The organism is Pectobacterium jejuense, from assembly GCF_026800125.1.
GTDB classification, from domain to species: Bacteria; Pseudomonadota; Gammaproteobacteria; order Enterobacterales; family Enterobacteriaceae; genus Pectobacterium; species Pectobacterium jejuense.
In genome coordinates this window covers 1-12,829 of record NZ_JAPQKX010000023.1, presented here as the reverse complement: position 1 = coordinate 12,829, position 12,829 = coordinate 1, and the positions used below count along the sequence as shown (strand labels likewise).

Here is a 12,829-nt window from a genome sequence, read left to right as displayed (position 1 = left end):
AGGATTAAAACGAACAAGGCTCCCTTCTAGGGAGCCCCACTTTAAAGCCACCTCTTCAAGAGGTGGATTTTTACTATGCCTGATAGTGGCAAAAAGCCCACCATGTTGGTGGGCTTCGCTTTCCCTAGTGCCATCATTATTGTTTGAATTTCAGTACCATGATGACATTAGACATGGTTATTTTATAAACGTTTATACAGATCAATTTTCCAATATTGATCGGTTCAGGCGATCAAAATGCCGCGTTAATACCGTTTTTATCCGGTTCAGAACGGCTTATTCGCGATGACAGTTGGGTACATGTGCATATGATCGTTAATGAACTGAATATCGGTGAATCCAGCCTGCTCTAACTGCGACTGTGTTTGTTTATGGGTACGAAACGCTGTCCACGTTGCCCCAATAATCCGTGAGAAAAGGACATATTGCAGGGCTAGCAATTTCGGGTCGGTGTTTATCCATGGGGAGTCTTGCGACAGCGTAGGTGGAGGCGTCATAAAGCTGGTTATCAGTGTACCTCCAGGTTTCAGCCCAGAATAGAACACGCGGTAAAGCTCAGTAACTTTGTCATCATCGTGTTCATAGACGTTGAGTCCGTTGCTGGTAATCACATCTGCTTGTGCTGCCAAATCAATTGTCCAGGCATCAGCAAGTACCAGCGATATCTTATTTTCCAGCCCTTGCTGACTGGCAAGTTTATAAGCTTCTTCCAGCGCCTGTTTATCCAGATCGATCCCGATTAATTTCACATCTCGATGCCGCGTATAGTCCAACAGCAATAAGTCGGCCATGACCCCGCAGGGGACAGATACCATGATAGCGTCGGGGCGCAAGAGTTCTTGAAGCAGGCGTTGGAAAATACCAAATCGTTCACGTGTTGCCAAAACGCTGGGTAACTGTGTGTAGATGATTTCTTCGAGGGAGTTAACATAGTGAGCTGGCTGATGTGCTATCACATTATGCGTCCAGTACGCATTTAACCCGTGATGTTTTAGTAAAAACTGGCCTAGCTCAAGGTGGGAGAAAGCGTCCAGAAGCGCGAGTTGCTCCTCTACGGAAATGCCGGGATGGTCGCCGGACTCGATAATTTTGTTCTTTACCGCAGCGACTCGTTCATCATGGCTTTCCTGTGATGGGGCTGCGTGTGATAAGAGTCTTGAACTGCTATTTAGAGACAGGTTATGAGGCTTGCTTGTACTGGACATATGAGCACTCCATAATATCAATCGCTATCAGGAATAATGGATGTAACTATCAGTGAGATATGAATTTTCGGTATCTCAGTATCAGGTTGTTAATAACCTAATGTGATTATTTAATGTGAGCGATAATAGAGGGGAGGTATGTCTGACGTATTTCTGTGCGAGTACAAAAGTGAGTGGAATTGTTACCAGATGCGATGAACCATAGCGTTTTGCCAGCTAAATTGCTGATGAGTATGGGTCATCGTTTATCTTCGGGAAGACGTTAAGGCAGGCTCTGTTGCCAGCGAGTTCGCAGTATCTCCGCATTCTCTACGCCATCGCAGCTGGCGGGAAAGTTTTTCCCTGCTTTTCCCCATTCTTCCATGTTATCTGTGCCGCAAAAAGCCGACTGTCCGGCCTGATAGCCACGTAGGTAGGTTTCACGATCAACTTGAGGATTACCAAACCATTCCTGCAAAGTGCTATCGTCCTTTACGACCATGCCAGAGATTGCATCCTGATAACCTGTTTCGTACCAGAAGCCCGACTCACTTTTAGCGGGTAGCGACGGGAGGTTGCTTTGGCATGCTGTCATTAAAAGAACTACAGCCAAGACATAACTGTATCTCATCATCAAACCTTCAATGTTGCGGCCATTGGCCTGAAGAAGCACCGCATCAGGCGATGCCTAATTTTTCTTTCAGTAATTTGAGATAGCGGCGGCTGACGGGGATGTGTTTTCCTGTATGCGTCAATACTTCTGCTGCGCCGTTTTCCATTAACTGGATTTCTTTCAACTGTTCCGTATTAACCATATATTGACGATGGCAACGGACGAAGGGCGTTTTCTCTTCCAGCGTTTTCAATGAAAGTTGGGTATATCCAGACTGGCTGACGCCCACGACGTGCACGCCGCTGAGTTCTGAACAAAGATACTCGACTTCCTCAATTTTGAGCAAAAAAATACGATTGTGTCCGTTACAGGGAATATGGCGGAGTAAGGGCTCTGAAATTATCTGTACGTTTTTATTTACACTAACGCCGCGGCGTAAACGATTTAGCGTTTTACTTAGGCGCTGTGCATCCAGCGGTTTAAGTAAATAGTCAAAAGCATGTTCTTCAAATGCCCTCACCGCGTACTCATCATAGGCTGTCACGAAGACGACGTAAGGCATATTTTCCGGATCCAACATGGCGACCAGCTCTAATCCGCTGATCTTTGGCATCTGTATATCCAGAAAAATCACATCGGGTTGCAGCCGATGGATAGCCGGTATCGCCTCCAGCGCATTGCTGCACTGTGCAATGATGGTGATATCAGACTCGTTTTCCAGCAGCAGGCTGAGCTCTTCACGCGCCAGCTGTTCGTCATCGATGATTATGGCTTTCAGCATCCTTCCCCCTTGTTGGCGTGATTCTATCACTATTCAGGTCTGGGATTAGCATGGTTGCGTCGTGAAGTGATAGGGCAAGCAGATATCGTTTTTCTGGCAATATTTAGGGTGGTAATTTTTTATTTACACTAAGTGGATTGAAATCTTTACGGTTCGTGTTATGGTGTAAACATCACGCGTAGGCAGGTTGTACAGACAGTAGTCTTTACAGGCGATCGCGAATATACCGAACTTTTCAGGAATGGGATCATGCAAAAAGATTCACTTAACAATATTAATATCAGTGCAGAGCAGGTTTTAATTACTCCCGATGAATTGAAAGCCAAGTTTCCGCTTAACGACGCGGAACAGCGCGATATTGCGCAAGCGAGAGCGACCATCGCGGATATCATTCATGGTCGTGACGATCGGTTGCTGATCGTCTGCGGGCCTTGCTCGATTCATGACACGGATGCTGCGTTGGAATACGCGCGCCGTCTGCAGTCACTTGCCGCTGAATTAAACGATAGCCTCTACATTGTAATGCGTGTTTATTTTGAAAAACCGCGTACCACGGTGGGCTGGAAAGGGCTCATCAACGATCCGTTCATGGATGGTTCATTTGACGTGGAAGCAGGGCTGCACATTGCGCGTGAGCTGCTGCTGGAACTGGTGAATATGGGACTGCCGCTGGCGACTGAAGCGCTTGATCCGAACAGCCCGCAGTACCTGGGCGATTTGTTCAGTTGGTCAGCTATCGGTGCACGTACAACGGAATCACAAACGCACCGTGAGATGGCTTCCGGCCTGTCGATGCCTGTTGGGTTCAAAAACGGCACGGATGGCAGTCTGGGAACGGCGATCAACGCGATGAGAGCCGCTGCAATGCCGCATCGCTTTGTGGGTATCAATCAAACGGGTCAGGTCTGTCTGCTGCAAACGCAGGGGAACATTGATGGTCATGTAATTCTGCGCGGCGGTAAAAAACCAAACTACAGTGCGCAGGATGTCGCCGAATGTGAAAAACAGATGCAGGAAGCGGGACTGAGACCTGCGCTGATGATAGATTGTAGTCACGGTAATTCGAATAAAGACTACCGCCGTCAGCCACTTGTTGTTGAATCTGCGATTGAACAAATCAAGGCGGGAAATCGTTCCATTATAGGCTTGATGCTGGAAAGCCACCTTAACGAGGGGAGCCAGTCTTCAGAACAGCCGCGTTCAGATATGCGTTACGGTGTATCGGTCACGGATGCCTGTATCAGTTGGGAAAGCACAGAGACGTTGCTGCGTTCCGTTCATCAAGAACTGAGCGCTGCACGGGCGAAACATTCAGGAGAGTAACAAAAGATGGTAGCTGAACTGACCGTATTGCGTGATCAGATAGATGAGGTAGATAAGGAGCTTGTCGCGCTGTTATCACGTCGGTTGCGTTTAGTGGCGGAAGTGGGTGAAGTGAAAAGCCGCCATGGTTTGCCCATCTATGCGCCCGATCGTGAAGCGGCCATGCTCAGCTCACGTCGTAAAGAGGCTGAGTCGATGGGCGTTCCGCCGGATCTCATTGAGGATATCCTGCGGCGTACCATGCGCGAATCCTACACCAGTGAAAACGACAAAGGCTTTAAAACGCTGTGCCCGCAGTTGCGTCCAGTTGTCATCATCGGTGGCCGGGGGCAAATGGGTAATCTGTTTGAGAAAATGCTGACGCTCTCGGGCTATCAGGTGAGGATTTTGGAGCAAGATGACTGGCCGCGTGCGGATGAACTGCTGTCTGATGCTGGCATGGTGATTGTTAGCGTGCCGATTCACGTGACTGAACAGGTGATTGCTCGTCTGCCTGCTTTGCCAGATGACTGCATCTTGGTTGATTTGGCGTCGGTAAAAAATGGTCCACTTCAGGCGATGCTGGCAGCGCATAGTGGCCCAGTACTTGGTCTGCATCCTATGTTCGGGCCAGACAGCGGCAGCCTTGCCAAGCAGGTTGTCGTCTATTGTGACGGTCGGCAGCCAGAAGCCTACCAGTGGTTACTGGAACAGATTCAGGTGTGGGGCGCGCGTCTGCATCGTATCAGCGCGGTCGAACACGATCAGAACATGATGTTCATTCAGGCGCTGCGTCACTTCGCGACATTCGCGTATGGCCTGCATTTAGCGGAAGAGAATGTGCAGCTTGAACAGCTATTAGCGCTGTCATCGCCAATCTATCGTTTGGAATTGATCATGGTTGGACGGTTGTTTGCTCAGGATCCGCAGCTGTATGCCGACATCATTATGTCTTCAGAGGATAATCTGGCGTTGATCAAGCGTTACTACAAACGTTTTGGCGAGGCGATTGAGCTATTGGAGCAGACGGATAAGGCAGAATTTATCAACAGCTTCAAGAAGGTCGAACACTGGTTTGGTGACTACGCCAAACGCTTTCAGGCGGAGAGCCGGGTGCTTTTGCGTCAGGCAAACGATATTCGTCAATAAGCTCGTTTACTATCTTGGTTGTGTTTAAGAAGCCATCCTGGGGATACCAGGATGGCTTTTTCAATTATTCGTTCACATCGACTATTCGTTCACATCCACAGGTACGACGTTTTCACTCGGGTAGCAGCCCAACACTTTTAACGAGCGGGTGATGGGGGCCAATCCTTTTAGCGCTTTCTGCATGGCATCGCCGCGCAGGTTGGCCTGTACGTCCAGATAGAACATCTCTTCCCACGGGTTACCGTTGATCGGTCTGGATTCCAGCTTGGTCATCACAATGCCGTTATCGCGCAATACCAACAGCGCTTCTACCAGCGCACCTGACTGTTGGCCGGTTGCCATAATTAACGTGGTTTTTGCCGGCACTTGTTCCGTCACATCAATCGGCTTGCGTGCTAATACAATGAAGCGGGTGATGTTTTGCGACTGATTTGCCAGATCGTGTTCCAGCATCTGTAGCTGATAAAGCTGGCCACCGGCTTCGCTGCCGAGTGCTGCTGCTTTTGGGGAGTTGAGTGCAGCCACTTTTTCCATCGCCGCTGCCGTGCTCTCACAATATTCAATCTTCCAGTGTGGAAAACGGTTAATGAAATGGCTGCACTGCTGGAACGGCTGCGGGTGGCTATAAACCGTTTCGATCTGTTCCAATGACGTATCGGTAGCAACTAAAACGCAGTGATTTATCGGATTGGTTAATTCGCCGACGATAGATAAAGCCGTGTGTTGCAGCAGGTCGTAGACGTCGTTGATCGAGCCAGAGCTGGTGTTTTCAATCGGCAGAACGGCATAGTCCGCTTGCCCTGTTTCCACCATATTGAAGATGTCCTGAAATTTCTGGCAACCACACTCAACAAATTGCTCGAAGTGTCGCGCGGCATATTGGCGCGCGGCAAGATGGGAATAAGAGCCTTTCGGACCGAGAAACGCAATACGGGCAGAATGTGACGCTGTTTGGTTAAGGTGATGCTGTAAGAGTGCCTGTTGTGTCAGTACTGAATCTTCAATGATGAGCTGAAATAAGCGGGTAATGTAGTGACCATCAAGATGATGCTTCTTCCCAGCGGCTGTCAGGTTATCCAGCAAATCACGCTCACGCTCTTTGTCACGGATTGGGCGATGCGAATGCAATTTGCTGCGAGCAACGTCCAACGCCAGTTCTCGTCTTTGTGCCAACAATTCAATTAATTGCAGATCCAATGCGCTGATGCGTTCTCGCAGTGCCAGTAATGGGTTGTCTGTCATGATGCTGTTACCTGTCTTATGTTCTTATATAAAAAAAGCCTCCTGGTCAGGAGGCTTTTTTGTTCGTCTTCGTATTCTTGCTCTTACGACGAATCGCCTCCCAAATCAGGGGAAGGTGAAAAAGAATACGAAGAAGAACAGTTTATTTGTCATGTTTACTCGGTTAGTCAGGAAGATATCCAGATTCTGAGTAGGTAAGGTAACTGTTGGCTTTTCATCCTGTCAATACAAAATCACCGAGCGCAATGTTAAACGAGGTATCGCGTTGGCGCTTTAGGACGTGGATTACGACGCCTGAAATGCAAAAACGCGCCCTCGGGCGCGTTATATTGAGGTAAAGAGAATGAATTACTCTTCTTGCGTCGGCTGGAGATTCGCTTCTTTGACGCTAGCTACTGCACGTCTGGCTTCACCTTTATGCTGGAGTTTGTCCAACTGGCGTTCGAGTTTGGTAATTAGCTCATTGATGGCGGCATACATATCATCATGCTTGGAGCTGGCAACCAGCGGGCCATTTGGCGTACTGATAGTGGCATCGGCCACAAAACCCTGAGGCTCTTTTGACAGAATAATATGCGGGTTAATCAGCTGGGTTTGCCATTTGTCCAGCTTAGAAAGACGGTCTTCGACATGTTGACGAATTGCGGGGGTGATATCCATTTGCTTACTGGTAATATTAATAGTCATATAAACTTACCTCTCTGCCTATGTCCGTCTTGGATAATTTCAGCATACAGTGAGTTGTGACAAAAAGCGTGATGTTGATCGCTTTTTTTTGTCACTTTTTGTCAATAAAACGCGATTTGTGAAGCATCATCGGGAATAGGAGGGAAGTGCTTGAGGGGGCATCTGGCCTGTGCCATTATTGATAGGATGTATTGATGTTACCGCGCTGTTGTTGACTCCCGCCAACCTGTTTTTCTGCATCATTGATGCATAGCCCACCGATCGAGCCATAAAGAAACGGCAACCGAAGCTGCCGTCTTATTACTGTGTGTCACGTGTCGTTTATGCTGGGTTCGCAGTGATGATTTTTGCGACTTTGTCCGCCTGAGCGGCCAGCTGCAGTTCGCGATAGGCATTTTCCATCAACGGCAAGGCATTTTTTGTTGCCTGGGTATCAGGGTAATCACGCAGCATTTGCTCAACGCGATTAACTACTGCCACATAAGCGCCGCGTTTCGTGTAGTATTGCGCGACAGAAAGTTCATACTTGGCCAGACGCTCTTTGAGGTAAACCAAACGCTTGTTTGCGTCAGTAGCGTATTGGCTGTTCGGGTATCCCTGAATGAGCTTGCTGAAATCCCGAAATGCGGTGCGGGCATACTGCGGATCGCGATCGGAACGATCAACGCCGAAGAAGCCTTGTAACGCACTATCATCCAGCGCCATGTCGGTCAGGCCGCGCATGTACAGGACATAATCCACGTTTGGATGGGTCGGATTGAGTCGCAGGAAGCGGTCAATTGAAGCTTGGGCCAATGGCAGCTCTGCGGATTTGTAATAGGCGTAGATCAAATCCAACTGTACTTGCTGCGAGTAGGGGCCAAAGGGATACCGGTTATCCAGTGCTTCCAACTGCGTGATGGCTGCTTTAAAGTTGCCGTCCTGCAGTTTTTGTTGAGCATTGGCATAGATTTCAGATGGCGGACTATCAGGAACCGCATCTTTGGAATTGCTGGAGCAACCAGCCAGCGCCAGGCTCAACGTGGCGGCAGCCACCAGATATTTCATACGCGTCATGACGTTTTGATTATCCTCAGAATGTTATTCCGGGAGGCTGTCCGTTAAGCTCCCGATTTAGACCAGCTACAATAGTACATTATTTTAAACGGCGTCGCCGTCAAAACCCAACGTTAACGAAGAAGCTGCATAATATGGCACAACAAGTACAACTCACCGCAACGGTGGCCGAATCTCAACTCGGTCAACGTTTAGATCAGGCTTTGGCCGAATTGTTCCCTGATTATTCACGATCCCGCATAAAAGAGTGGATTCTTGAGAATCGAGTACAGATTAACGGCAATGTCATCAATAAGCCAAAAGAGAAAGTACTTGGCGGCGAATCGGTAGCGATTGATGCATTGATTGAAGAAGAAGCACGCTGGGAAGCACAGGATATCAAGCTGGATATCGTGTACGAAGATGAGGATATTCTGGTCATCAATAAACCCAGAGATCTGGTGGTTCACCCCGGTGCGGGTAACCCCGATGGCACAGTGTTAAATGCCTTGTTACATCATTATCCTGAGATTGTCGACGTGCCCCGTGCCGGAATTGTGCACCGACTTGATAAAGATACGACAGGGCTTATGGTGGTCGCGAAAACCGTACCAGCACAGACGCGTTTAGTTGAAGCACTACAGGCGCGTGAAATTACTCGTGAATATGAAGCCGTTGCGATTGGCTCGATGACCGCGGGGGGGATGGTCGAGCAGCCTATCGCTCGCCACTCAACCAAGCGTACTCACATGGCCGTGCACCCAATGGGTAAGCCTGCCGTGACACATTATCGCATCATGGAACATTTCCGTGCGCATACCCGTTTGCGGTTGCGTCTGGAAACGGGGCGCACCCATCAGATTCGCGTGCACATGGCTCACATTAATCATCCTCTGGTTGGCGATCAGCTATACGGTGGTCGTCCGCGCCCGCCAAAAGGCGCTTCGGAGGATTTCATTGAGATGCTGCGTGGGTTCGACCGTCAGGCGCTGCATGCCACCATGTTGCGTTTCTACCACCCTATTACTGGCATTCACATGGAATGGCATGCGGAATTGCCACAGGATATGGTCGATCTGATTAATGCGCTGAAAGCCGATACTGAAGCGTTTAAGGATCAGCTCGACTGGTAATGTGTTCAATACGATAAGTGCCGATTTATAGAGGTGACGGACTATGCTGATATACCCCGACTGGCCTTTGCCAGAAAGTGTGAAATCTTGTAGTACGACGCGTGTTGGCGGGTGTAGTGGTGCACCTTATGATTCTCTGAATTTAGGGAATCATGTGGGCGATGAGCCTGCGCACGTTACCGCAAATCGGCAAGCTCTGGTGGAGATGGCCGGCCTTCCCGCTATGCCGCATTGGTTGGAACAGGTTCACGGTACCGATGTGATTCGTATTGGCGAGACTTCCCCAATGTCCGTTTGTGGTGATGCCGCTTATACGGATCAGAAAGGGAAGGTCTGTGCGGTGATGACGGCTGACTGCTTGCCCGTGCTTTTTTGTGCAATCAACGGCGACGAAGTCGCTGCTGCCCATGCTGGCTGGCGGGGATTGCATGCGGGGGTATTGGAAGAAACGTTAGCCTGTTTCCGTGTGCAACCCGCACAAATTATGGCGTGGTTAGGGCCTGCTATTGGGCCTGATGCCTTTGAGGTCGGCCCTGAAGTCAGGGACGCATTTATTCAGCATGATATGGCTGCGGCCTCAGCATTTCTGCCTGAAGGAAATAAATTTTTTGCCGATATCTACCAACTGGCAAGTTTGCGCTTACGTGCCGCAGGGGTAACACAAATTTTTGGTGGAAATGCCTGTACTGTGAGTAAACCTCACAAATTTTTCTCTTATCGGCGTGATGGTGTGACTGGCCGTATGGCAAGTTTAATCTGGCTGATATAACCTATTGAATTAAGACGATCCAAAACAAGTAACGTTTAAATCCTGTCACGACTGGCAAAATAACCTTGAAATTTTTGAGGGATGACCTCATTTAATCTCCAGTAGCAATTTTGACCAGTGTATGGGAGGTGTTATGCGTCTGGATCGTCTTACCAACAAATTCCAACTTGCTCTTGCTGATGCCCAGTCTCTCGCCCTTGGGCGCGATCACCAGTTTATTGAACCACTTCACTTGATGAGCGCCTTGCTTCATCAGGACGGTGGAACTGTTGGTCCACTTCTGACTGTTGCCGGAGCCAATCTTAATCACCTGAAAACCGAAATCGACCAGGCAATCACGCGTTTGCCGCAGGTTGAAGGTACTGATGGTGATGTTCAACCTTCGAGCGAGTTAGTCCGCGTATTGAATATGTGCGACAAGCTGGCGCAAAAGCGTGGCGATACCTTTATCTCTTCGGAGCTTTTCGCGCTTGCTGCGCTGGAGTCTCGCGGCACGTTGGGGGATATATTGAAAAAGGCGGGGGTTACGCAGCAAGGTGTAACAAACGCGATTGAACGAGTGAGAGGAGGGGAGCAAGTGAACGATCAGGGTGCTGAAGATCAGCGCCAGGCATTGAAAAAATTCACGATTGATCTCACTGAGCGTGCGGAACAAGGCAAACTCGATCCTGTTATCGGGCGTGATGAGGAAATTCGCCGCACTATTCAGGTTCTGCAACGTCGAACCAAAAATAACCCGGTATTAATCGGTGAACCCGGCGTGGGTAAAACCGCGATAGTAGAAGGGTTAGCCCAGCGTATCGTTAATGGTGAAGTGCCTGAAGGCTTGAAAAACAAGCGCGTACTTTCACTGGATATGGGCGCGCTGGTGGCGGGGGCGAAATACCGTGGTGAGTTTGAAGAGCGTTTGAAAGGCGTGCTCAACGACCTTTCTAAGCAGGAAGGCAACGTCATTCTGTTTATTGATGAACTTCATACGATGGTTGGGGCAGGCAAAGCCGATGGCGCGATGGATGCCGGTAATATGCTAAAACCTGCGCTGGCTCGTGGTGAGTTGCATTGCGTCGGAGCGACAACGCTCGATGAGTATCGGCAATATATTGAAAAAGACGCGGCCCTTGAGCGTCGTTTCCAGAAAGTGTTTGTCGCTGAACCTACTGTCGAAGACACGATTGCGATTCTGCGCGGGCTGAAAGAGCGTTATGAATTGCACCATCATGTACAAATTACTGACCCAGCGATTGTTGCGGCAGCCATGTTATCTAACCGCTATATCGCGGATCGCCAACTGCCGGATAAAGCGATTGACCTGATTGATGAGGCGGCATCCAGTATTCGTATTCAGATTGATTCGAAACCAGAGTCCCTTGATCGGCTTGAGCGTCGAATCATCCAGTTAAAGCTGGAACAGCAGGCGCTGAAAAAAGAATCTGATGAAGCCAGCCAAAAACGGCTCGAATTGCTGAGTGCGGAACTCGACCAAAAAGAGCGTGAATATTCCCAACAAGAGGAAGAGTGGAAAGCGGAAAAAGCGTCACTCACTGGAACGCAGAATATTAAAGCGTCTTTAGAGCAGGCGAAAATTGCGCTGGAGCAGGCTCGCCGTCAGGGCGACCTGGGGAGAATGTCTGAGCTGCAATACGGCAAAATTCCTGAGCTAGAGAAACAGTTGGCAGCAGCAACGCAGCAGGAAGGGAAAACGATGCATTTGCTGCGTAATCGAGTAACGGATGTTGAAATCGCTGATGTGCTGGCGCGTTGGACTGGGATTCCTGTTTCTCGCATGCTGGAAAGTGAGAAAGAAAAATTATTACGCATGGAAGATGAACTGCATCAGCGTGTGATCGGGCAGAATGAAGCCGTTGAAGCGGTAGCGAATTCTATCCGTCGTAGCCGGGCAGGGCTATCCGACCCAAATCGTCCTATTGGCTCGTTCCTGTTCCTTGGGCCAACAGGCGTCGGGAAAACGGAACTTTGCAAAACGCTGGCGACTTTCCTCTTCGACAGTGATGACGCCATGGTGCGTATTGATATGTCTGAGTTTATGGAGAAACACTCGGTTTCACGTTTGGTCGGTGCGCCTCCAGGATATGTCGGTTACGAGGAAGGGGGATATTTGACGGAAGCGGTACGCCGTCGTCCTTATTCGGTGATTTTGTTAGATGAGATCGAAAAGGCACACCCTGATGTGTTTAATATCCTGCTTCAGGTATTAGATGATGGGCGCCTTACTGATGGTCAGGGCAGAACGGTGGACTTCCGTAATACTGTGGTCATCATGACGTCCAATCTGGGATCTGACCTTATTCAGGAACGTTTTGGTGAACGCAGCTATACCGAAATGAGAGATATGGTGCTTGAAGTCGTTAGCCACAGCTTCCGCCCCGAGTTTATTAACCGTATTGATGAGGTCGTGGTATTCCACCCATTGGGAAGGGCGCATATTACGTCGATCGCACAAATTCAGCTTCAGAGACTGTACAAGCGTCTTGAAGAGCGTGGATATAGCGTCACGATCACAGATGCAGCTTTAGATATGCTTGGGGAAGTCGGGTTTGATCCTGTCTATGGTGCGCGTCCGCTTAAAAGAGCGATACAGCAACTGATAGAGAACCCGCTCGCTCAGCAGATACTGGGGGGGAAATTGATACCCGGTAAACCGATCACATTAGATGTTGACGGCGAACAGATAGTCGCGCGGCAAGAATAATGCGAGTGAACTGGTAAGCGAGCAACGGGGGCATTCGTTAACGAATGCCCCCGTTTTCACATTATGAGCTCAGGTTGTATTCATTTTCTGTATGTGAAGTGTGCTAAATGGAGTCTTTTGGCGTGTTTTTGAACGGTTGGAAAATAATTTGCATTTAGCACTTGTCAGTGGCCGAGAAGTCCCTATAATGCGCCTCCACTGACACGGCAACAGCGACACGCGGT

Annotated in this window: 11 protein-coding genes and 1 other annotated feature; of the genes, 5 read left to right on the top strand and 6 right to left on the bottom strand. The window is 49.2% G+C overall.

The window, feature by feature from the left end; genetic code table 11:
• Positions 1-266: 266 nt before the first annotated feature.
• The 3 genes from NXT09_RS22250 to btsR all read right to left on the bottom strand — a co-directional run bounded on the left by NXT09_RS22250 (position 267) and on the right by btsR (position 2,578).
• The gene (locus tag NXT09_RS22250) at positions 267-1,205 is read right to left on the bottom strand and encodes an SAM-dependent methyltransferase (RefSeq protein ID WP_268581179.1); all 939 of its coding nucleotides are present in this window, start codon (positions 1,203-1,205) and stop codon (positions 267-269) included.
• Positions 1,206-1,467: 262 nt separating this feature from the next.
• Entirely contained in the window at positions 1,468-1,815 is a 348-nt protein-coding gene (locus NXT09_RS22245) for a DUF2799 domain-containing protein (protein ID WP_268581180.1), read from the bottom strand.
• 46 nt (positions 1,816-1,861) lie between these two features.
• Positions 1,862-2,578 (bottom strand): two-component system response regulator BtsR, encoded by a 717-nt coding sequence (gene btsR, locus NXT09_RS22240; RefSeq protein WP_010285977.1) that lies wholly within the window; start codon positions 2,576-2,578, stop codon positions 1,862-1,864.
• A 249-nt stretch (positions 2,579-2,827) separates the two neighbouring features.
• On the opposite strand from btsR, the gene NXT09_RS22235 reads away from it, so the two are divergent.
• Both NXT09_RS22235 and tyrA read left to right on the top strand, forming a co-directional pair.
• Positions 2,828-3,901 (top strand): 3-deoxy-7-phosphoheptulonate synthase, encoded by a 1,074-nt coding sequence (locus tag NXT09_RS22235; protein WP_268581178.1) that lies wholly within the window; start codon positions 2,828-2,830, stop codon positions 3,899-3,901.
• 6 nt (positions 3,902-3,907) lie between these two features.
• A complete protein-coding gene (gene tyrA, locus NXT09_RS22230; RefSeq protein ID WP_010285975.1) occupies positions 3,908-5,029 on the top strand; it encodes a bifunctional chorismate mutase/prephenate dehydrogenase in 1,122 nt (373 codons plus the stop codon).
• A gap of 81 nt (positions 5,030-5,110) precedes the next feature.
• On the opposite strand, the gene pheA is transcribed toward tyrA, so the two are convergent.
• The 3 genes from pheA to bamD all read right to left on the bottom strand — a co-directional run bounded on the left by pheA (position 5,111) and on the right by bamD (position 8,014).
• Entirely contained in the window at positions 5,111-6,271 is a 1,161-nt protein-coding gene (gene pheA, locus NXT09_RS22225) for a bifunctional chorismate mutase/prephenate dehydratase (RefSeq protein ID WP_268581177.1), read from the bottom strand.
• Between the two features lie 28 nt (positions 6,272-6,299).
• Positions 6,300-6,425 (bottom strand) — a sequence feature (Phe leader region).
• 194 nt (positions 6,426-6,619) lie between these two features.
• On the bottom strand, positions 6,620-6,958 hold the full coding sequence (gene raiA / locus NXT09_RS22220) for a ribosome-associated translation inhibitor RaiA (protein ID WP_205555299.1): 339 nt from the start codon (positions 6,956-6,958) through the stop codon (positions 6,620-6,622).
• A 321-nt stretch (positions 6,959-7,279) separates the two neighbouring features.
• The gene (gene bamD / locus NXT09_RS22215; protein WP_010285959.1) at positions 7,280-8,014 is read right to left on the bottom strand and encodes an outer membrane protein assembly factor BamD; all 735 of its coding nucleotides are present in this window, start codon (positions 8,012-8,014) and stop codon (positions 7,280-7,282) included.
• A 134-nt stretch (positions 8,015-8,148) separates the two neighbouring features.
• Here bamD and rluD point away from each other — a divergent pair, with 134 nt between their 5' ends.
• The 3 genes from rluD (at position 8,149) to clpB (ending at position 12,605) form a co-directional block, all read left to right on the top strand.
• The gene (gene rluD / locus NXT09_RS22210) at positions 8,149-9,126 is read left to right on the top strand and encodes a 23S rRNA pseudouridine(1911/1915/1917) synthase RluD (RefSeq protein WP_240583586.1); all 978 of its coding nucleotides are present in this window, start codon (positions 8,149-8,151) and stop codon (positions 9,124-9,126) included.
• Positions 9,127-9,169: 43 nt separating this feature from the next.
• A complete protein-coding gene (yfiH, locus tag NXT09_RS22205) occupies positions 9,170-9,895 on the top strand; it encodes a purine nucleoside phosphorylase YfiH (protein WP_268581176.1) in 726 nt (241 codons plus the stop codon).
• A gap of 133 nt (positions 9,896-10,028) precedes the next feature.
• The gene (clpB, locus tag NXT09_RS22200) at positions 10,029-12,605 is read left to right on the top strand and encodes an ATP-dependent chaperone ClpB (protein WP_268581175.1); all 2,577 of its coding nucleotides are present in this window, start codon (positions 10,029-10,031) and stop codon (positions 12,603-12,605) included.
• The last annotated feature ends 224 nt before the right edge of the window (positions 12,606-12,829 follow it).